Source organism: Staphylococcus casei (assembly GCF_030294405.1).
Classification (GTDB): Bacteria; Bacillota; Bacilli; order Staphylococcales; family Staphylococcaceae; genus Staphylococcus; species Staphylococcus succinus.
Window position 1 is genome coordinate 1,170,364 of sequence record NZ_CP125718.1, and the last position, 19,531, is coordinate 1,189,894.

24 protein-coding genes are annotated in these 19,531 nt (G+C 33.2%); 22 read left to right on the forward strand and 2 right to left on the reverse strand.

From position 1 onward, the window contains the following. The first annotated feature begins 1 nt into the window (after position 1). The 10 genes from QMO72_RS05720 (at position 2) to QMO72_RS05765 (ending at position 7,155) form a co-directional block, all read left to right on the forward strand. Positions 2-1,957: a glycoside hydrolase family protein gene (locus QMO72_RS05720; protein ID WP_103266694.1), complete on the forward strand. Its 1,956-nt coding sequence runs from the start codon at positions 2-4 to the stop codon at positions 1,955-1,957. A gap of 3 nt (positions 1,958-1,960) precedes the next feature. Continuing rightward, entirely contained in the window at positions 1,961-3,280 is a 1,320-nt protein-coding gene (locus QMO72_RS05725) for a BppU family phage baseplate upper protein (RefSeq protein ID WP_103266696.1), read from the forward strand. 10 nt (positions 3,281-3,290) lie between these two features. Then, positions 3,291-3,656, forward strand: a complete 366-nt coding sequence (locus tag QMO72_RS05730; RefSeq protein WP_103266697.1) for a hypothetical protein — start codon at positions 3,291-3,293, stop codon at positions 3,654-3,656. After that, on the forward strand, positions 3,656-3,811 hold the full coding sequence (locus tag QMO72_RS05735) for an XkdX family protein (protein WP_103266698.1): 156 nt from the start codon (positions 3,656-3,658) through the stop codon (positions 3,809-3,811). The genes QMO72_RS05730 and QMO72_RS05735 overlap by 1 nt, the downstream gene beginning before the upstream one ends. A 36-nt stretch (positions 3,812-3,847) precedes the next feature. Continuing rightward, positions 3,848-4,270: a hypothetical protein gene (locus QMO72_RS05740; RefSeq protein WP_103266700.1), complete on the forward strand. Its 423-nt coding sequence runs from the start codon at positions 3,848-3,850 to the stop codon at positions 4,268-4,270. Then, complete coding sequence (locus QMO72_RS05745; protein ID WP_103266701.1) at positions 4,260-4,658, forward strand: hypothetical protein; 399 nt, start codon at positions 4,260-4,262, stop codon at positions 4,656-4,658. The genes QMO72_RS05740 and QMO72_RS05745 overlap by 11 nt, the downstream gene beginning before the upstream one ends. Positions 4,659-4,706: 48 nt before the next feature. Further along, positions 4,707-4,991, forward strand: a complete 285-nt coding sequence (locus tag QMO72_RS05750; protein ID WP_069827449.1) for a holin — start codon at positions 4,707-4,709, stop codon at positions 4,989-4,991. A 14-nt stretch (positions 4,992-5,005) separates the two neighbouring features. Further along, entirely contained in the window at positions 5,006-6,379 is a 1,374-nt protein-coding gene (locus tag QMO72_RS05755) for an SH3 domain-containing protein (protein ID WP_103266702.1), read from the forward strand. Between the two features lie 186 nt (positions 6,380-6,565). Beyond that, positions 6,566-6,973, forward strand: coding sequence for a YolD-like family protein (locus tag QMO72_RS05760; protein WP_103266704.1), 408 nt, complete (start codon positions 6,566-6,568; stop codon positions 6,971-6,973). A gap of 14 nt (positions 6,974-6,987) precedes the next feature. Beyond that, the gene (locus QMO72_RS05765; RefSeq protein WP_286093255.1) at positions 6,988-7,155 is read left to right on the forward strand and encodes a hypothetical protein; all 168 of its coding nucleotides are present in this window, start codon (positions 6,988-6,990) and stop codon (positions 7,153-7,155) included. Positions 7,156-7,187: 32 nt separating this feature from the next. Here QMO72_RS05765 and QMO72_RS05770 read toward each other — a convergent pair whose 3' ends face one another. Further along, on the reverse strand, positions 7,188-7,523 hold the full coding sequence (locus QMO72_RS05770; protein WP_103266705.1) for a hypothetical protein: 336 nt from the start codon (positions 7,521-7,523) through the stop codon (positions 7,188-7,190). 269 nt (positions 7,524-7,792) lie between these two features. Between QMO72_RS05770 and QMO72_RS05775 the strand changes: the two genes are divergently transcribed. The 8 genes from QMO72_RS05775 to QMO72_RS05810 all read left to right on the forward strand — a co-directional run bounded on the left by QMO72_RS05775 (position 7,793) and on the right by QMO72_RS05810 (position 15,963). Then, the gene (locus tag QMO72_RS05775; RefSeq protein ID WP_069823794.1) at positions 7,793-9,430 is read left to right on the forward strand and encodes a putative polysaccharide biosynthesis protein; all 1,638 of its coding nucleotides are present in this window, start codon (positions 7,793-7,795) and stop codon (positions 9,428-9,430) included. Then, complete coding sequence (locus tag QMO72_RS05780; protein WP_103267436.1) at positions 9,427-10,125, forward strand: pseudouridine synthase; 699 nt, start codon at positions 9,427-9,429, stop codon at positions 10,123-10,125. The genes QMO72_RS05775 and QMO72_RS05780 overlap by 4 nt, the downstream gene beginning before the upstream one ends. A 15-nt stretch (positions 10,126-10,140) precedes the next feature. Continuing rightward, entirely contained in the window at positions 10,141-10,554 is a 414-nt protein-coding gene (locus tag QMO72_RS05785; RefSeq protein WP_046836740.1) for a YtxH domain-containing protein, read from the forward strand. Between the two features lie 226 nt (positions 10,555-10,780). Next, complete coding sequence (gene pepV, locus QMO72_RS05790) at positions 10,781-12,190, forward strand: dipeptidase PepV (protein WP_103267437.1); 1,410 nt, start codon at positions 10,781-10,783, stop codon at positions 12,188-12,190. A gap of 2 nt (positions 12,191-12,192) precedes the next feature. Continuing rightward, positions 12,193-13,041 carry a D-amino-acid transaminase gene (gene dat, locus QMO72_RS05795; RefSeq protein ID WP_103267438.1) on the forward strand — a complete coding sequence of 283 codons (849 nt, stop codon included), beginning with the start codon at positions 12,193-12,195 and terminating at the stop codon, positions 13,039-13,041. Positions 13,042-13,500: 459 nt separating this feature from the next. Beyond that, positions 13,501-14,292, forward strand: coding sequence for a phosphotransferase family protein (locus QMO72_RS05800; RefSeq protein WP_046836737.1), 792 nt, complete (start codon positions 13,501-13,503; stop codon positions 14,290-14,292). 12 nt (positions 14,293-14,304) lie between these two features. Beyond that, the gene (trmB, locus tag QMO72_RS05805) at positions 14,305-14,940 is read left to right on the forward strand and encodes a tRNA (guanosine(46)-N7)-methyltransferase TrmB (protein WP_069823799.1); all 636 of its coding nucleotides are present in this window, start codon (positions 14,305-14,307) and stop codon (positions 14,938-14,940) included. Between the two features lie 195 nt (positions 14,941-15,135). Continuing rightward, positions 15,136-15,963 (forward strand): YtnP family quorum-quenching lactonase, encoded by an 828-nt coding sequence (locus QMO72_RS05810; RefSeq protein WP_103267695.1) that lies wholly within the window; start codon positions 15,136-15,138, stop codon positions 15,961-15,963. Between the two features lie 148 nt (positions 15,964-16,111). Here the strand turns inward: QMO72_RS05810 and QMO72_RS05815 are convergent, their stop codons facing one another. Then, positions 16,112-16,432, reverse strand: a complete 321-nt coding sequence (locus QMO72_RS05815; RefSeq protein WP_069823801.1) for a hypothetical protein — start codon at positions 16,430-16,432, stop codon at positions 16,112-16,114. An 82-nt stretch (positions 16,433-16,514) separates the two neighbouring features. On the opposite strand from QMO72_RS05815, the gene QMO72_RS05820 reads away from it, so the two are divergent. From QMO72_RS05820 to ytpR, 4 genes are all read left to right on the forward strand, one after another. Then, a complete protein-coding gene (locus tag QMO72_RS05820; RefSeq protein WP_103267696.1) occupies positions 16,515-17,591 on the forward strand; it encodes a M42 family metallopeptidase in 1,077 nt (358 codons plus the stop codon). 16 nt (positions 17,592-17,607) lie between these two features. Then, entirely contained in the window at positions 17,608-17,916 is a 309-nt protein-coding gene (locus tag QMO72_RS05825; protein ID WP_103267697.1) for a thioredoxin family protein, read from the forward strand. Positions 17,917-18,043: 127 nt separating this feature from the next. Further along, positions 18,044-18,907: a DUF1444 domain-containing protein gene (locus QMO72_RS05830; protein WP_103267698.1), complete on the forward strand. Its 864-nt coding sequence runs from the start codon at positions 18,044-18,046 to the stop codon at positions 18,905-18,907. 14 nt (positions 18,908-18,921) lie between these two features. After that, complete coding sequence (gene ytpR, locus QMO72_RS05835; protein ID WP_069823805.1) at positions 18,922-19,521, forward strand: YtpR family tRNA-binding protein; 600 nt, start codon at positions 18,922-18,924, stop codon at positions 19,519-19,521. Positions 19,522-19,531: the final 10 nt, after the last annotated feature.

Consider the following 19,531-nt stretch of genomic DNA (forward strand, 5'->3'; position numbering starts at 1 on the left):
ATTGATACGTTTACAAACGAACATGAGTAATCAATTAGACCAAACATATAGAAGTGAAGATATAAGCAACTTCAAAAAGTTAGAGGTTGGTGTTAATGAATTATACAAACTTTTAAAAAAACACCAACAAGATGATGAGGTAAAACACGACAGTAAACAAGTTTCTCATGGGAACACTACAGTAGATAAGATGTTAATTTATCAAATGAGTAGAATTAGAAATCTAGTATTAGGTTCGGACAAAGACAGTTTGAAAGAAGTAAAAGACGCTAGAGTCGATAATGATGGAAACGAATACCCTATATTGTCAGAGCGTTTAAATGCACAGTATGACAACATGACGAACCGCATCAATGAAGTTGAAAACCGTTTTATAGAGATTAATTTTGATGAATATGAACCAGATAAAACAGGTGAAGTAGGTATTGCTAATAAGTTGCAACACGCTTTGAATCGTCTGAAAGATGCTAAAGGGGGCATACTTCATATAAAAAATGGCGATTACTTAATGGACGCAAGGGTAGCTGTTTACTCAAACACTGAAATAAAAATGGAAAAAAATGTCACTCTCTATCGTGGATGGAGTGGTGGCTTTTTTGATATTGGTCATAAAAATGATGCTTATTACGGGTACGAAGGTGTCCACAACGTTCAAATTACAGGTGGTACGTTAGATAGTAACTACGAAAATTTAAGTAAATACCCTACTACCGAAATGAATTTTATACAAATGCGCCACAATGATAATGTGACACTTTCTAACATTAAGTTTAGAAATGCGATCAGTTTCCATGTAACTGACATTAACGGTTCGAGAAATATTAAAATTAGAGATTGTATATTTGAAGGATATATTGACTTAAACGGTAAAGAATATAAAGAGGCTGTTCAACTAAGCGAATATACAAATGATAGTATTGGTGGTGCAGGTTATGAAGATGGTACACCAACACGTGACGTTGTAATAGACAATTGTGTTTTCAAAAAATCAGACATATTAGATAGTTTTAATGTGGCAATCGGTAATCATTTAAGCAGACACAATATATGGCAAAAGAATTTTAAAATACAAAACTGTGTATTTGAAGATATTAAACAAATAGCCGTTAGACCATACAAATGGAACAACGTTAAAGTTTTAAATAATGAGTTCCTAAGATGTAATGAAGGTGTTCGTATATCTTCTGTTGACGGTGATGATATTAGCGCTAACGATGTAAATGGTGTGCCTAGTGGTCAACCACAAACAGGTATGTTATACACAATAGAAGGTAATACCTTCCAAGATTACAAATCCAAAGGAATTACAGCATATGGTAATCAATACAATGATATTACTGCACGTATTACTGAAATAAACATTACAAATAACTTCTTCGTATCAGATAACAACGATGTGGGTGAAGCTATAGTTTTGAGTCTATGTGCAAGTGTTCATATCAAAACAAATACAATTGGTTACGCATACAGAGGTATAAGACTCATAGGTTGCCACACAATTGTTATCAACAGTAACTATATTAACAATATTAAAACAGAGGCAATAATTAACCAAGTATCACCATATACAGGTTACTCTGCATTGTGTAGACACATCTACATTTCAGACAATATTATTAACGTAACAGGAAGAAATGGTTTTTATTTACAATACATGCGTAATTTCTTTGTTAAAAATAACACGATTACTAATACAAATGATTACAATGTAGACGGGACAAGACGTGGTGGCATATATGGATATGAATTAGATGCAGGCGACATTTCAGGCAACATGATTTGGGGAGACGATAAAGCCTATGCTATTAGAATAGACAATGCAAATAACACTGTTTTATTCAACAATGGTGGTTACGGTGAAGTATCTATCAATGGTACAGATTCTGCTAAAATTGGTTATTGGAACGTTGATATAAACGGTGAAATTTACAGACGAGAAACGAAAGGATTGGGATAACACATGAGTATTAGTAAAGTAAAACAAATTAGACTTGAAACAACAGCTCAATATCAGCCTATATCTGATTTGAATGTTAGGTTTTTCAATCAAGATATAAACACTTCCGTATTGGACTTTATTGTCACACGTAATAGTGACCCAATTCCATTAGGTATTGATAATATCGAAGCAACAATTGTACTAACATCTAATAAATTCAAAATATCTGACGAAGTTAAAATAAAAGATGGGATGAACGGTATATTAACTTATACATTGCCAGATGACATACTTGAAAGACCTGGTAAAGTTACAGGTCAAATTTATATAGGTATAAAAGGAAAAGAGGACACTGTTGTACAACGGTTGTTCTCTTTTGATATTGAGGATAGTTTAATTAATTCATTCGATGCTGAAACAAAACTTGTTTATATCAGAAAGTTTGATAAATTAGAGGCTGAAATAAGTCAACGAGTAGAATCAATTGAACAGGCGATTGCAAATTCAGAGGATTATGTAACTAAAGTTATTGAAGAAAAAGATATTGCGTTGTCGCAGATAGATGCAAGTAAAATCAATATTTTGGAAGAAATGACAACTTTATTCGATACGGAAAAAAGTAATTTACAAGCAATTGGGGAAGGTTATAAAACTCAATTTGAACAAGTAGATGAAGAATTAAATCAAAAAATTGCAAATATCAAAGAAGAAATTAACCCTGCTACTTATGTAACACAAACACAAAGTGAAAAACGGCAGAAATATACCTTTACAAATAGTGATGGTACCGTTATATCGTTACCAGATGGAAGAGATATAAATACATTGGATGTAGGTATGTATGAAGGTAGCGGTTTAAAAAACGACCCTTTAAAAGATTTGGGATTTTATGAAGTTATGGTAACAAAATCTAAAAACGGTCGCAAGGTCATATACGCTACACACTCTTATCAAAATAGAATGTTTGTTAAAACATTCTATTCTGGTGGTGCTGAACGTAACTGGCGTGAGTTAACTAATGCAACAGAAGATACAGGTTGGTTAGAAGTAATGTTAAAAAATAATGTTACTTCCATTAATCCAGTGAATTATAAAATAGTTACCATGAACAACACGAAACAACTAAGTATAAAGGGTAGTATATCGAATGTTGCTGCTGGTAGTGAAGTTAATTTTGGAAAAATACCAAGTATAGAAACTATTGGCGTCCCTTATATAATCAACACATTTCCTAGTAATATAAAAATGTGGATTGAAAATGATGGAGAGTTAAAAGTACAAACTCCAGTAGATTGGATTTTAACAAACACGATTGATTTTAGTAGCACATTAATTTTATAGGAGGCTAAACATGTATAAACAGATTTATAATAAACTAAATGGAGAACCGAAGTTAATTCAAGATAATTACGATGAAAAAAGTGGTGTAAGCATTTTCGAATATGATAAAGAAAAATATACCGATTCAATGCCTCCTAATAATTTATATCAACCTATTCATTTCGATGAAGATTCAAACGAATGGATAGGTGTTGCATACGAAGAATGGAAAGGAAATCAAAATGACACAGTATCTTATAAACCTTCAGGATTAGAAAAAGATTTGGCTAAATCTCAAATGCAACTCTTTGCTACTCAATTAGAGTTACAAGAAGCAAGACAAGAAAACGCAAAAACAGCTAAAGAATTATTTAAAATGAAAGAGGGGTTAAAATAATGAAATATCCGGGATATGAGACAATCAAACGTTATTATGATTTAAACTGTTATACAATTGAAGATATACATTTTTATACGAAATATGGTGCTTTGACTAGAGACCAATATACAGAAATTACAGGAGAATATTATAAAGAACAACCACAGGCTTAGGCTTGTGGTTTTATTTTATAGAAAGTGGGTGAATGAATGGGGAACGGAGAATTTAGAACATCGGATAAATTAGGAACCCTATCATTATTTGGTTTAGGTGTGTTTACCGATATACGTGGTTTCTATTGGGCAATTAATCAAGATTCTGTATTGAGTGAATCGGAGTTTTACCAAGCGTTACACAACGTAATGCCTATTTGGTTGTGGGGAATATTACTTATTGTATTCGGTACATCATTAATGATCGCAAGTGTATTCTTTGGTAAACGTTCCGTAAACAATACAACTTATTACTTTATGTTAGTGGGTGGTACAGGTAGCTCTATTATCCATTTCTTAATGGCATCTGCTGCTATTTATAATTCTATAAACTGGCTTTCTCCTATGCAATTCGTTGTTTTAACAGCATGGCTAGGATTTGTTGGTTTCTTAGGTGGGTTGAAGTTGTATGACAAATGATGATTATGTACGCAGACACGAGTGGGAGAAGTCGAAAGGGAAGTTTCACGAAAGAATAAATGAAGTGGACAATAAGCATGTAGAAAATTACAACCATCTGTTAAACACGGTTGATAGACAAACTTTGTTACAAGAAAAAGCATTTGAATCACAAGAGAAATCAGAGAAACATCTTGAAAATATCAGTGAATCTTTAACCACAGTGGGCACACGTGTTACTGAATTAGAATATGAAACACGGACACATGATAAAGATATACGTGGACTACAAGGCACACTTGCAGCAGAAACAAAAGGCAATCGTGATGTATTACTCGCTTGGATTGGTGTAGCTGGTGTTGTACTTGGCCCACTTGTTTTATGGATGGCAAATACATTTTTTAAATAGTCGGCTCATTGAGTCGGCTTTTTATTATATATAAAAGGAGATAACGATATGGAACAAATTATAGCATTTGCAGGAATAATTTCAGTAATCACAATTGCATTAACACAAGTTATTAAGAAAGCGAGTGTTGTACCTAAAAATATCATACCAATTATTTCAATGGTAATAGGTGTAGCAGTCGGAGGTGTTACTGCCTTTATACCAGAGATAGTAACCGAATTATCTATTGCCGGTCGTTTGTTAGCTGGATTAATTAGTGGGCTAATGGCTACAGGCATTTGGGAAACTTTCAACAGACGTACAGGTAATACTAAAGATAATAATATGAAATAAGGAGAGGTTTATATATGAAGAAACAAGATGGAGTTAAATGGGCAGTTAAAAATATCGGTAATAGACTTACTGATGGACAACCATACGGTGCGCAGTGTGCAACGTTCATTATTGAATTCACTAAAAAATATTGGGATGTGCATCCACAGGGAGACGCAAAAGACTTCATCAATTATAAATGGCCTAAAGGTTTCCAAGTTATTAAAGGTAAGAATCAAATACCACAACCGGGTGATATATTCGTATTCGGTGGAAAATATGGACATACAGGAATAGTTACAGAAGCAAACGGAACATACTTTAATAGTATAGATCAAAACTGGTACAACGAAAGTTTAACTAAAGGTAGTCCGGCAGCATTTATTGAAGACCATGACTATAGCAATTTCTTAGGAATTATTCGTCCACCTTATGAAGACGCAGATAAAGGTGCAAGTAAGAAGTCAACTAAAATTGAAACGATTAACCACACAATCAATTATAAAATGGCTAACCGTAGTGGTAGTGTTAAGGGTGTTGTAATCCACAATACAGCAGGTAATGCCACAGCGAAGCAAGATTATAATAACTTACGCAATGCATCAGTAGCACGTTATGAGGCAGGTATAGCACATTACTATATTGATAGAAACACAGTGTGGCGTGCGATAGACACGTATAGTGTAGCTTGGCATGTGGCTGATGCTAATGGTAATAATAGTTATATCGGTTATGAAGTTAATGAATCAATGAATGCTAGTAACAAAGATTTCATGGCAAATGAACAGGCAACATTTAAAAAGGCTGCAGCAGACATGCTTTATTATGGCTTACCAGTTAATAGGGATACAGTAATGTTGCATAATCAATTTGTGCCAACAGCTTGTCCACACAGAAGTATGGCAATTCATACAGGTTTCGACCCGGTTCGACAAGGTGCTGCACCAACTAATATTAAAAATCAATTGAAAGATTACTTCATTAAAGAGATTAAAAAATACTACAAGGATCCATCATTAAAAGCTGGTGCACCTGCAAGTAGTGATGTTCCAGATAGACCTACAATTCCAAGTACAAAACCTGAAGAAGGAGAACAAAATAATGTAGGTTCTACTGGTTGGAAGAAAAACCAACATGGTACATGGTACAAACCAGAATCAGCTACATTCACATGTGGTAACACTGCAATTGCTACACGTGTTGGTTCTCCAAAATTAAACGACAATATTTTCGGTTATTGGTTCCAACCTAGTGGATATACTCCATATGATGAAGTTTGTTTACAAGACGGCCATGTATGGATTGGCTTTGATTGGAACAACACTCGCTACTATATGCCTATTAGAACGTGGAATAAAGTAGCACCACCTAATCATGGGGTAGGTCAATTGTGGGGATATATTAGTTAATATGTTACAATATAAATAGCTATCATACTAAGGGTAAGTGTCGTCATGCACTTGCCCTGTTTTTTTATGTTAGACTAATGATAGGTGATTCATATCACCTCCTCTTAACAACGCCACCCTTCAGGGTGGCTATTTTTTGTTGCTATATGCGAACAAGTGTTCTATTATATTTATGAGGTGATTAAAATGATTATTAACCAAGACGCACCAGATGAATATAAATATGAATCCGATTATCGTAATATACCACGTGAATATTTAAACCCACGTATTCCAGAAGGTAGAGGAATCGTTAAGTGGGCACCCTTTTCCACAATACCCGAACAGCATGAGCGTTTGAAGGAATATATGCAAGACCAAAATAAAATAGATAAACCTATTTTAAGTGACGATCAATTGAATGAACTCAACGATACATTGATATTTAAAATGTACAACGATCCAGCGATAGAAGTTAGATACTTTGTAAAAGGTTATATTCAAACAATAGAAGGTTACATACACAAAGTAGATGTTCACACACAGTTACTCTATTTATATGAAGGAACTGGTTTAAGTAAGATTAATTTGAAGGATATTGTGGAAATAAAATAAAGGGGTTAGTTATAATGGATAAGAAACAGTTAATTGATGATTTAAATAAAGAAATAAATAACATACAGCAAAGCATAGATAGTAGAGGAGAGGTAATTAGTAAGTTAATTGAAGATGGTTTGAAAGAAATAGAAATCAGAGATAACCTAAAAAGACTAAAGAGGAAAATAGAACAAAAATAAACCCACCTAAAATGGTGGGCTAAAAGCATTCGCTATTTGTCTAAGAAGGTTAGACGGTGTCCAATTTCAATACGGATTTCGTCTAGTTTATTTAAATAACTAGCAGCGGGGTTTCGAGTGTTTTCATACCATCTTCCTCTAGATTTTGCGCTTGCTTCTTGTAAAGCGTCACGATACGTTTTGAATGTTTGTGACCCTGTATTACTAAATCTGACTTTATTTAAGTAACCCCATTTGCCATGTACTTCTTCTTTGACCATCATAGCTTTATCGAAATCCTTTTTATCAATAGCTTCCTTTGTATCCCCCGATATTCTTTTTAAGTCCTCGATTAATTGTTCATCAGTATAGTTTTCTAATTTCTCCATTAATATCCCTCCATTTTTTAATAAGTTATCTAAAGTATAAACTAAAGGGCAGAAAAAGGGCAGATTAAGTTTAAAAGGGCAAACACTTAGGAATATTCATTTATGTTAAAAGCCCCAAAGCTTCTGATATAACGGTCTTTTTACACAATGGCTAACACATATGAAATCATTTGTGTTATTTTATAGTAATATAGTTTTGAAAAAAAGTAGTTATAACGTTATTATTGAAGTTATGAGTGTAAAAATTAATTTGAGATAGGAAGATCTGAATGAGCGAAAGTAAAGAATTAGTGAGGGGAACCTTTTTAATCACGCTTAGTATACTAATTACCAAAGTATTGGGTGTGGTTTATATTATTCCATTCTACGCGATTATAGGTGGAGAAGAAAATTTGGCGCCTTTCAACTATGCATATACCCCATATAACATTGCAATTGCAATTGCGACTGCTGGAGTCCCATTAGCGGCCTCGAAATATGTGTCTAAGTATAATGCTATAGGTGCATATAAGGTTAGTGAAAAGTTATATAAATCAAGTTTTATGGTAATGACAGTAACAGGATTTATAGGTTTTATTATTTTATATTTATTAGCTCCAAGTATCGCAACGATAACTTTAGCGCATGAATCAGGTGCTAAAGGTGGTTGGTCAGTAGAAAATATTACTTGGATTATTAGAATTATAAGTATGGTTGTTATTTTCATTCCTTTACTTGCTACATGGCGTGGTGTATTCCAAGGTTATAAATCGATGGGACCTACAGCAGTGTCAGAAGTTATTGAGCAAATTGCACGTATCCTATTTATTCTAATAGGTAGTTACATAGTGCTTAACGTTTTTAATGGAAGTATCTTAGCAGCTAATGGTGTTGCAACGTTTGCAGCAGCGATTGGTGCAATAGCAGGGATATTTACATTATGGTATTACTGGAGAAAACGAAAACCTAATATACAGAAAATGGTAGATAGTGATACAACAGGTATTGATGTATCTTATGGAAAAATGTATAAAGAAATTATTTCTTATAGTATTCCATTTGTTATTGTTAGTTTGAATTTCCCACTATTTAACTTAGTCGACCAATTTACACATAATGGTGCTTTAGATATTGCAGGTGTACCAAGTCGCATGCATGACTATTTCTTCACAATATTAAATATGACCACTAATAAAATTGTGATGATTCCAACTTCTTTATCGGCTGGGTTTGCAGTAAGTTTGATTCCGTTTATTACAAAAACGTATGCAGCTGGTGAAATACAAGAAATGCATAGACAGATACGTACATCTTTAGGTGTGTTAATGTTTATTACTGTGCCGGCAAGTTTAGGTATTATGGCACTTTCTTTACCGATTTACACAGTTTTCTATAGTTATAATGTTGATGGAAGTAATGTCTTATTCTATTATGCACCTGTAGCGATATTGATTGCCTTGTTAAGTGTAACGGCATCTATGTTACAAGGTATTGATAAACAAAAATTAACGGTTTACGTTATTTTAGCAGCAGTTGTTATAAAAATTATTTTAAATACACCACTTATTGTTGCTTTCCATTCACAAGGTGCAGTGTTAAGTACAGCTTTAGCTTTACTATTCGCTATATCATGTAATTTTGTTATTCTTAAAAAATATGCTAAATTCAACTTTAGTGAGACTTGGTTACACTTTAGTAAGATATTCTTATATGGACTTATCATGATGATTGTCGTTGAAGCAGTATTCTTTGTTCTTAAAATATTCATTCCCGTGCAATCAAAATTTGGTTCGTTAACAATTATAATTGTTAGTGTTGCAATTGGAATGCTTGTTTATGCAAGTATGACAATGAAGACAAGACTTGCCGATGAATTTTTAGGTGATATTCCAAATAAAATCAGACGTAAGTTAGGAATTGCTTCATGAGATTAGACAAGTTTTTAGCTAATATGGGAATAGGTACACGTACAGAAGTGAGGCAATTATTAAAAAAGGGTGAAGTTACAGTCAATGAAATCAAAGAAAAATCACCCAAAGCACATATTGATCCATCTGTAGACAAAGTTAAAGTTCAAGAAGAAATCGTACAATATATAGATAAAATTTATTTAATGCTAAATAAACCACAAGGCTATGTGTCAGCAACAGAAGATGATAAACATAAGACAGTTATTGATTTAGTAGATGAATATAGATACTTGGATGTTTTCCCTGTAGGGCGACTAGACAAAGATACCGAAGGGTTACTTTTAATTACTAATGATGGACAATTTAATCACGACTTGATGAGCCCGTCAAAGCACGTTTCTAAGACATATGAAGTAATTTCTGAAAAAACAATTACAAAAAATGATATAGAATTGTTTAAATCGGGTATAGCATTGGATGAAGGATTGGTGAAGCCTGCTGATTTGGTTCGATGTGATGAAGAAAGAAGATCACTTGTCACAATTTACGAAGGAAGGTATCATCAGGTTAAGCGTATGTTTCATGCTATAGATAATGAAGTGATAGCATTGAAACGTATGCGTATTGGCGATTTACAACTGGATCAATCATTAGCGCCAGGCGAGTATCGTCAATTAACCCAAGAAGATTTCAAAAAATTAGGATTAAAATAAAGAAGAGGTGCTATTATGTCAAAAATTTTAAAAGCAGTGGTAGGAATTGGTGGAGCAGCTGCAGCAGTTGTTCTTTCTAAAAAAGAAAATAGAGATAAATTAAAAGGTGAGTATAATAAATACAAGGCTAATCCTGAATCATATAAACAAAATGCCAAAGACATTGCAAGCCAAATCAGCTCTAAGGCAGGAGAAACTTTTAACGAAGTAAAAGGTGATCCAAAAGGTTATGCTTCTAAAGTAAAAGAAGATCCAAAAGGATTTATCAATAGTCAAAGAGAACACTTCAAAGGTTCAGCTAAAAAAGATGATGAACATATTGAAGAAGCAAGATTCACTGACGAAGGTGCAGCTGATCCTTCAAATAACCTTCGCGTAGTTACTGAAGAAGAATTAAAAAATAATAGTAATAAACACGAAGATAAATAATATTTCTATCATATAAGTGGATTGTAAGAGCCTAGTTCAATTGTTGAACTAGGCTTTTTGAGATTAATACAGCATTTGTAAAATACTATATTATAGCGGTCACACTGTTTTCAGCCAAAAAGAAACAGTCGGAATTTTAAAATAATAGTGCCATCTCACTGTAGTTTCTTCATTACTTCATGTAAAATATTAATTACATTAGTCTTAAGAAAGAAGTTGATCTCAAATGTGGAAAGAAAAAGTGCAAGAATACGAAGATCTCATCATTGAAGATTTGAAAGGTTTATTATCAATCGAAAGTGTGAGAGATGACAGTAAAGCGTCATCAGATAACCCAGTCGGACCAGGTCCGCGTAGAGCACTAGATTATATGTATAAAATTGCAGAACGCGATGGTTTCGGGACACATGACGTGGATCACATTGCAGGCAGAATTGAAGCGGGTTCTGGAGAAGATGTATTTGGGATTCTATGTCACGTAGATGTTGTGCCAGCTGGAGACGGTTGGGAATCTAATCCGTTTGAACCAGTCATTACTGATGACAAAGTTATAGCACGAGGTACGCTTGATGATAAAGGACCTACAATAGCAGCGTATTATGCAGTGAAAATTCTGAATGACATGAACGTCAATTGGAAAAAACGTATACATATTATAATCGGAACGGACGAAGAATCTGATTGGCTATGTACAGATCGATATTTTAAAACCGAGGAAATGCCTGCGCTTGGCTTTGCTCCGGATGCTGAATTCCCAGCCATTCATGGCGAAAAAGGAATTAGCACATTCGATGTGACTCAAAATGAAAAAGATGAAGCACAAGATGAACCAGAATACGAGTTACGTTCATTCACTTCAGGTCAACGTTATAATATGGTTCCAGATGAAGCGGTGGCTAATGTTGCAGTGAAAGAAAATATGACTGATGTAATTCAAAACTTTGAACAATTTCTTTATGAAAATCATTTAGAAGGAGAAAGTGCTGTTGATAGTGGTGTGTTAGTGCTTAAAGTTCAAGGTAAAGCAGTCCATGGTATGGATCCATCTAAAGGTGTGAATGCAGGATTATATTTATTGAATTTCTTAGCTACAATCGATTTAGATCAATCTGCAGCTAACTTTGTTAATTTCAGTGAGCGATACTTGTTTAATTCTCATTTTGGAGAAAAAATGGGTATGAAATATCATACTGAGATTATGGGCGATGTTACTACAAATATTGGTATTATTTCATATAATAATAACGACGGTGGTAAATTTGGTATTAATTTGAGATATCCAGAAGGCTTTGAGTTTGAAGAAGCTATGACAAGATTTGAAAATGAAATTCAACAATTAGGATTTTCAATGAAATTAGGGAAAAATCAAGTCCCGCATTATGTAGAAAAGGATGATCCATTCGTACAAACGCTAGTTCAAGCTTATAGAAACCAAACTGGTGATGAAACTGAGCCTTATACGATTGGTGGAGGCACATATGCACGTAATTTAGATAAAGGCGTTGCATTTGGCGCAATGTTCAGCGATTCAGAAGATTTAATGCACCAAAAAAATGAGTACATTACTAAAAAACAATTATTTAATGCAACGAGTATTTATTTAGAATCATTGTATGCATTATGTGTGGAGGGATAACTATGACAAAAGTATTAATCAACGAACAATTATTAGAAGAGCATGACGCTAAGGTGCCTTATAACGATAGAGGGTACGTTTTTGGTGATGGTATATATGAATATGTAAGAATTTATGACAATCACTTATTTACTGCCAGACCTCACTTTGAAAGACTATTAAGAAGTGCTGCAGAAATTGGTTTAGATTTGAAACACGATGTGGATTCGATTATTGAGCTTGTTCAAGAATTGATTAATGCGAATGGCGTAGTTAATGGTGGTGTATATATTCAAGTTACACGTGGTGCAGCACCTCGTGACCATGCTTTCCCAACTCCATCAGTAGAAGCGAATATTATGGCGTTTACAAAAACGTACGATCGTCCATATAAACAATTAGAAGAAGGCATCAATGCTGTAACTACAGAAGATGTACGTTGGTTAAGATGTGATATTAAGAGTTTGAATTTACTAGGCAATGTATTGGCAAAAGAGCTTGCAACAAAGTACAATGCTAAAGAGGCAATCCAACATCGTGGTGATATCGTAACTGAAGGGTCATCAAGTAATGTTTATGCGATTAAAGATGGCGAAATCTATACGCATCCAACTAATAATTACATTTTAAATGGGATTACGCGTAGAGTTATAAAATCTATAGCAGAGGAAAAACAAATACCATTTAATGAAGAAACATTTACATTAGATTTCTTAGCGAATGCAGATGAGATTATTGTTTCAAGTACTTCAATAGAAGTAACACCAGTTATTAAATTAAATGGTAACTCTGTTGGTGATGGTCAAGTAGGTCCAATAACTAAAGAATTACAAGAAGGATTTAATAGATATATTGACACGGTTAGTTCATAATTTCCATAAATGGATAGAAAATGTAACATAAATTGATGATAAATTATGTTATAATTCTTAATGAGCCGTTTAAAAGAATACCATAAAATGACGAAAGTAAAATGTGACTTTTTGTTTCTCATTTTTGGTTGAAATAGTAAGCTAAACAATATAAAATCTTTATGAGCGATGAAATTTTGAAGTGAAAAATTTCATAAAAAAGATAGAGAAATGTTAAATTTAATGGTCTGTTCTAAGGTGATTTGTGATATGCTATATAAGTTATTATAAATTGGATGGAATGGTATCTATATTATATAAAAAATGGAACTTGAACCATGGAGGGACAATGTGTATGTCATAAGACGTGAGGCTACACAATTCTGGTTGAAGTTTATAATTTTGAAATAAAATTATTATATATGGCTCTCGAAAATTGTTTTCTTGAGCCATTTTCTAATTGAAAGTGAGGTGAACGTGTTGGAGCAGTTTTATCAATTAGGATGGACGCTAGATTCAGCAGGTGGTGCATCGGGTGAAGCTTATATGGCAGAACAAGATGGACAAAAGTTATTCTTAAAGAGAAATTCAAACCCTTTTATTGCAGCGCTATCTGCTGAAGGTATTGTGCCCAAATTAGTTTGGACCAAGCGCATTGAAACCGGAGAAGTCGTAACGGCACAACATTGGAAAAATGGTAGAGAGCTTACTTTCAATGAAATGCACGAACAACGAGTCGCACATTTATTGAAAAAAATACACAATTCTAGAACATTATTAAATATGTTGAAACGTATGGAAATGGAGCCTATTACACCAGATATTTTATTAAATAAAATAAACGCTTCATTATCTAGAGAAGTTTTGACACATCATGTTGTTAGAAAAGCTTTAACCTATTTAGAAGATCATATGCCTAATTTAGATCCGCGTTTCTTTACAGTGGTTCATGGTGATGTTAACCATAATAATTGGTTATTATCAGACCATGATGAACTGTACCTAGTTGATTGGGAAGGTGCTATGATTGCTGATCCAGCAATTGATTTAGGCATGCTGCTATACAATTACGTTCCAGAGAAAAAATGGTCTCAATGGTTAGAAGTATATGGTGCAAAAGATTCCATGGACTTACAAAAAAGAATGAAATGGTATACAGTGATACAATCTATTGGCATGGTGCAATGGTATGAAGAACAGAAACGTTACAAAGATATGAATTTATGGCTTAACTTTTTGAATGAAGTAATGAACAACAATGCGTTTATATAAGGAGTTATGAGAATGAGAATGCGTCACAAACCTTGGGCAGAAGATTATTTAAAATCACATCCAAATATTGTAGATTTAGATGGTCATCATGCAGGGAAAATCTCGGAATGGTTTGATAAAGACCAACCGATATACATTGAAATAGGTTCAGGCATGGGCCAATTTATTACTACATTAGCTGCGCAAAATCCTGATATTAATTTTATATCAATGGAGCGTGAAAGTAGTGTGATGATAAAAGTGTTAGATAAAGTTTTAGAACAGAATCTAACTAACATTAAATTGATTTGTAATGATGCTGCAGAACTTAATGATTATTTTGTAGATGGTGAAGTGGCACGCGTTTATTTGAATTTCTCTGATCCTTGGCCGAAGAAAAAGCATACGAAACGTAGATTGACATATCACACATATTTAGCATTATATAAACAAATTTTACAAAAAGATGGAGAATTGCATTTCAAGACGGACAATAGAGGTCTCTTTGCCTATAGCTTAGAGAGTATGTCACAATTTGGTATGTATTTTATCAAGATAAACTTAAATCTCCATCAAGAAGATGATGGCAGTAATATAGCGACAGAATATGAAACGAAGTTTTCTGAGAAAGGTTCGAGAATCTATCGTATGGAAGCTAAATTTCATTAAAAATACTATAAATTTTGATTGATAGAACATTCGTTTCTATCAATTTTTTTTGCTTTAATTTAGAGTGAACGAGTTAAATTTCATGAAAATTAATGCATATTCCAGTTATTTTACTTCTTGCTTTAAAGTAGATAGGGTATTGTATTACTATGGTAATTAAGTAAATAATTTACTGCGAGTAAAGGAGGAAATAAAATGAAATTGGGTGATTTTAAAATCCATTATTTAAATGGTGGGATAACACAAATTGATGGTGGCGCTATGTTTGGTGTTGTACCCAAAGCACTATGGACAAGGAAATATGAGGTGAATGATAAGAATCAAATTCCTTTACCGACACATCCTATTCTTATACAAACGAAAGATAAGTCTATTCTAATTGATACTGGTATAGGCACTGATAAGTTAACGGCTAAAGAACGTAAAAACTTTGGTGTCGAGTATGAATCTAAAATTGAAAAAGATTTAAAGGCTTTAGAATTAACAGTAGATGATATAGATTATGTATTAATGACACATTTACATTTTGACCATGCAGCTGGATTAACAGACAATGAAGGACGTGCTATTTTTAAAAATGCTATTCACGTTATACAGCAAGATGAGTGGCATGAATTTCAAAGTCCAAACATCCGTAGTAAGTCTACATATTGGTCGAAGAATGATGGAGATTTTAAAGACAAATTGATTTTATTTGAAAAAGAAATAGAAATTTACCCAGGGATAAAACTCTTCCATACTGGGGGCCATAGTTATGGGCATGCAATTGTAATGATTGAAAGTGAAGGAGAAAAAGCTGTGCATATGGGAGATATCTTTCCAACGATAGCACATAGAAATCCATTATGGGTGACGGCGTACGATGATTATCCGATGCAATCTATAAGAGAGAAAGAACGCTTGATACCCAATTTTATCATACAAGATTATTGGTTCCTGTATTATCATGATGTGACATACTTCGCAGTGAAATTTGATAAAGGCAACAATAAAGAAATAGAAACTTATATTACTAGAAATTAATAAGGTTAAAGTTATGAGTGAAAGAGTATTTACAACATGATGCTAATGATATCTATTACTAGCATGGTGTTGTAACTCCAAAAATACTGTGTAGGCTTTTTCATTTAAAAGACACTGCACATCATTTTCTCGTAACTTTAACCTTATATTAATCGCATTCAATTATATCGATAATTTCCCCAGTTTTTGCATCAGCAAAAAAGTCATAATAAGTTAGTTTACCATTGTGCTGTGTAGTGATACCACCCTGGAAAACAATATTATTATTGTTCGTGGAATCTTTATAAGCTATCGTTTCATTTAATATGTAAGATCCTACAACATTCATAAAATATGTTTTTACTTCTGATAATAATTTTTCTGGATCTTGATATCTTTGATGAGTTTGACGTTTATAAAAATAGTATATTCCAATAATTGTTGTTAGTGAAATAAATAGGATGAAAATCCAATTCTTTTTATTCAACATAACAGCATCTACCCCCAATAAAGTCATATTAATAGTTTACCATAACGAAGATGATATAATAAATATTAAGGAGTGAGCAACGTTGAATATAGACAAGAATAAAACAATATCAAGAATGAAAACATTAACAGAATTACACGGTGCCCCAGGCTTTGAAGATGAAGTACAATCATATTTAAAAGCAGAAATGGAACCTTATGTAGATGAATTTGTTTATAATCGCATGGGTGGATTTTACGGAGTTAAACGTGCGAAAGGAGATAATCCTAAACGTGTAATGGTGGCTGCGCACATGGATGAAGTTGGGTTTATGATTACTCATATTACTAAGAATGGTATGCTACAATTTACAAATTTAGGTGGTGTAGCAACGGATATTTGGCAAGGTCAGCGACTTAAAGTAAAATCACGTAAAAACGAAGAAATTATTGGAATTGTAGCCAATATACCTAAGCATTTTAGAACTGGGAACGAAGGTGCCCCTAAAATAGAAGACTTACTATTGGATATTGGTTGTGAAAATCAAGAAGAAGTTTTAGCACGTGGTATAAATATTGGAGATTCAATTGTTCCAGAAACGCCATTTATCCAATTATCTGAACACCGATTTGCAAGTAAAGCTTGGGACAATCGTTATGGTTGTTTAATTGGTATTGAATTATTAGAATTATTAAAAGATGTAGATTTAAACTTTGACTTGTATGTAGGTGCTAATGTTCAAGAAGAAGTAGGATTAAGGGGGGCACGTGCCTCTGCAGAATTAATAGATCCTGATGTAGCTTTTGTTGTAGATTGTTCTCCTGCAAATGATATGAAAGGTCAGCAACACTTATCCGGAGAATTAGGCAAAGGTACATTGATAAGGATAAAAGATGGCACAATGATACTGAAGCCAACTTTTAGAGATTATTTGCTAGACTTAGCCAATCAATTTGATATATCTCATCAATATTATATATCACCAGGCGGTACGGATGGTGGAGAGATTCATAAGGCGAATATTGGCATACCCACTGCAGTTATTGGTGTATGTGCACGCTACATCCACAGTACAGATGCTGTGTTTGATATGAGAGATTATACAGCTGCTAGACATCTATTAACACAATCTGTCACACATTTGAATGAAGACAAAATCGAAGCATTACAATATAAATAACTTAGGAGAGATTAGAATGAAACAATTAGAAAACGCTCAACAATTTGAAGAATTAAAAAAAGAACAAACGGTATTTTTATTTACTGCAGATTGGTGTCCGGATTGTAAAGTCATTGAACCCGATTTACCACAATTGGAAAATAAATATACAAATTATAAATTTGTATCTGTAGATAGAGATAAATTTATAGATATTTGTATAGAACATGACATTATGGGTATACCGAGTTTCTTAGTATTTAAAGATGATAAACAAATTGGTAGTTATATTGGAAAAGAGCGCAAATCTATTGAACAAATTGATGAATTTTTAGCTTCATTGTAAATAAAAATAGACAAAATCATTTGAAATGATTTATACAAATATATACCCTTAGAACTTACTTTTTTTCTGTTCCTAAGGGTATATTTATTGTAAACTGTAATAAGGCACGTAAATAGGAGTGTTAAAGATGAATGTCTTTCAAATGAGAGATAAATTAAAAGATCGATTGAGTCATCTAAACGTGAAGTTTAGCTTTAATCGTGAAGAAGAAACGCTACGTATTTTTAGAATAGATAATGGTGAAGGTGTTACTGTTAAACTTTCTACAATAGTAGCTAAATATAATAACCAAAAAGAAAAAATAGTAGATGAAATAGTCTATTATGTTGAAGAAGCAATTGAACAAATGAAAGGGGACACACTATCAGGTATAGATGATATTCAAATCATGCCGGTGCTTAGGTCTCCGAGTTTCGATAAAAAAGATAAAAATGGTAATAAATTTGTGATTGAAAAGCATACTGCAGAAACAAATATATATTATGCAGTTGATTTAGGTAAATCATACCGTTTAGTTGATGAACGCATGCTTGAACAAATGAAATTAACCAAGCAACAATTAAAAGAAATGGCTTTATTTAACATCAGAAAACTAGAAAATAAATATACAACAGATGAAGTGAAAGGAAATATATTTTATTTCGTCAATTCTAATGATGGTTATGACGCAAGTAGAATTTTGAACACGACCTTTTTAAATGAAATCCAAGACCAATGTGAAGGCGAAATGCTGGTAGCCGTGCCGCACCAAGATGTATTGATTATTGCAGATATTCGCAATAAAACAGGCTACGATGTAATGGCTCACCTAACGATGGAATTCTTTACAAAAGGTTTAGTTCCTATTACCTCTTTATCACTTGGCTATGACAAAGGTCATTTTGAGCCTATATTTATATTAGGTAAAAATAATAAGCAAAAAAGAGATCCCAATGTAATACAAAGATTAGAAGCAACACGAAAAAAATACGAAAATAAAGATAAAGATTAAGGAGATTAATAACCATGAATTTATTTTATAATAAAGAAGCAGTTGGAGATGTAGCATTTTTACAAATTGAAACTATTAATGGTGAGTTCAATTACGAAACAAAAGGCGATGTAGTTGAAATCAAACATGAAAACAAAGTCGTGGGCTACAATATTTTCAATGCATCTAAAAAGGCTGATATCGTTGGAAATGGTCATATCAAGTTAACTGAAGCATTAGTGGAAGCATTGCAAAAAGCTATCAAAAATGATGGATTTACTTTTGAATTAAATGCAGATTTCTCTCCTAAGTTTGTAGTAGGTTATGTTGAAACTAAAGAAAAACATCCTGACGCAGATAAATTAAGTGTATTGCGTATTGACGTGGGCAATGAACAATTACAAATCGTATGTGGCGCTCCGAATATTGAAGCTGGACAAAAAGTTGTTGTGGCAAAAGTAGGTGCAGTGATGCCAAGCGGTATGGTTATTAAAGACGCAGAGCTTAGAGGTGTGCCATCAAGTGGTATGGTTTGTTCAATGAAAGAATTAAATTTACCTAATGCACCAGAAGAAAAAGGTATTATGGTCTTAACAGATGATTACACTGTAGGACAAGCATTTTTTGAAGAATAAAAGGAGGTAA

Coding starts and splice junctions, on each gene's coding strand:
- QMO72_RS05825 (WP_103267697.1), top strand. CDS start 17,608: ATGAAACAATTAGAAAACGCTCAACAATTTGAAGAATTAAAAAAAGAA.
- QMO72_RS05780 (WP_103267436.1), top strand. CDS start 9,427: ATGAGATTAGACAAGTTTTTAGCTAATATGGGAATAGGTACACGTACA.
- pepV (WP_103267437.1), top strand. CDS start 10,781: ATGTGGAAAGAAAAAGTGCAAGAATACGAAGATCTCATCATTGAAGAT.
- QMO72_RS05735 (WP_103266698.1), top strand. CDS start 3,656: ATGAAATATCCGGGATATGAGACAATCAAACGTTATTATGATTTAAAC.
- ytpR (WP_069823805.1), top strand. CDS start 18,922: ATGAATTTATTTTATAATAAAGAAGCAGTTGGAGATGTAGCATTTTTA.
- QMO72_RS05745 (WP_103266701.1), top strand. CDS start 4,260: ATGACAAATGATGATTATGTACGCAGACACGAGTGGGAGAAGTCGAAA.
- QMO72_RS05770 (WP_103266705.1), bottom strand. CDS start 7,523: ATGGAGAAATTAGAAAACTATACTGATGAACAATTAATCGAGGACTTA.
- QMO72_RS05830 (WP_103267698.1), top strand. CDS start 18,044: ATGAATGTCTTTCAAATGAGAGATAAATTAAAAGATCGATTGAGTCAT.
- QMO72_RS05785 (WP_046836740.1), top strand. CDS start 10,141: ATGTCAAAAATTTTAAAAGCAGTGGTAGGAATTGGTGGAGCAGCTGCA.
- QMO72_RS05760 (WP_103266704.1), top strand. CDS start 6,566: ATGATTATTAACCAAGACGCACCAGATGAATATAAATATGAATCCGAT.
- QMO72_RS05755 (WP_103266702.1), top strand. CDS start 5,006: ATGAAGAAACAAGATGGAGTTAAATGGGCAGTTAAAAATATCGGTAAT.
- QMO72_RS05750 (WP_069827449.1), top strand. CDS start 4,707: ATGGAACAAATTATAGCATTTGCAGGAATAATTTCAGTAATCACAATT.
- QMO72_RS05740 (WP_103266700.1), top strand. CDS start 3,848: ATGGGGAACGGAGAATTTAGAACATCGGATAAATTAGGAACCCTATCA.
- trmB (WP_069823799.1), top strand. CDS start 14,305: ATGAGAATGCGTCACAAACCTTGGGCAGAAGATTATTTAAAATCACAT.
- QMO72_RS05725 (WP_103266696.1), top strand. CDS start 1,961: ATGAGTATTAGTAAAGTAAAACAAATTAGACTTGAAACAACAGCTCAA.
- dat (WP_103267438.1), top strand. CDS start 12,193: ATGACAAAAGTATTAATCAACGAACAATTATTAGAAGAGCATGACGCT.
- QMO72_RS05775 (WP_069823794.1), top strand. CDS start 7,793: ATGAGCGAAAGTAAAGAATTAGTGAGGGGAACCTTTTTAATCACGCTT.
- QMO72_RS05730 (WP_103266697.1), top strand. CDS start 3,291: ATGTATAAACAGATTTATAATAAACTAAATGGAGAACCGAAGTTAATT.
- QMO72_RS05815 (WP_069823801.1), bottom strand. CDS start 16,432: ATGTTGAATAAAAAGAATTGGATTTTCATCCTATTTATTTCACTAACA.
- QMO72_RS05765 (WP_286093255.1), top strand. CDS start 6,988: ATGGATAAGAAACAGTTAATTGATGATTTAAATAAAGAAATAAATAAC.
- QMO72_RS05810 (WP_103267695.1), top strand. CDS start 15,136: ATGAAATTGGGTGATTTTAAAATCCATTATTTAAATGGTGGGATAACA.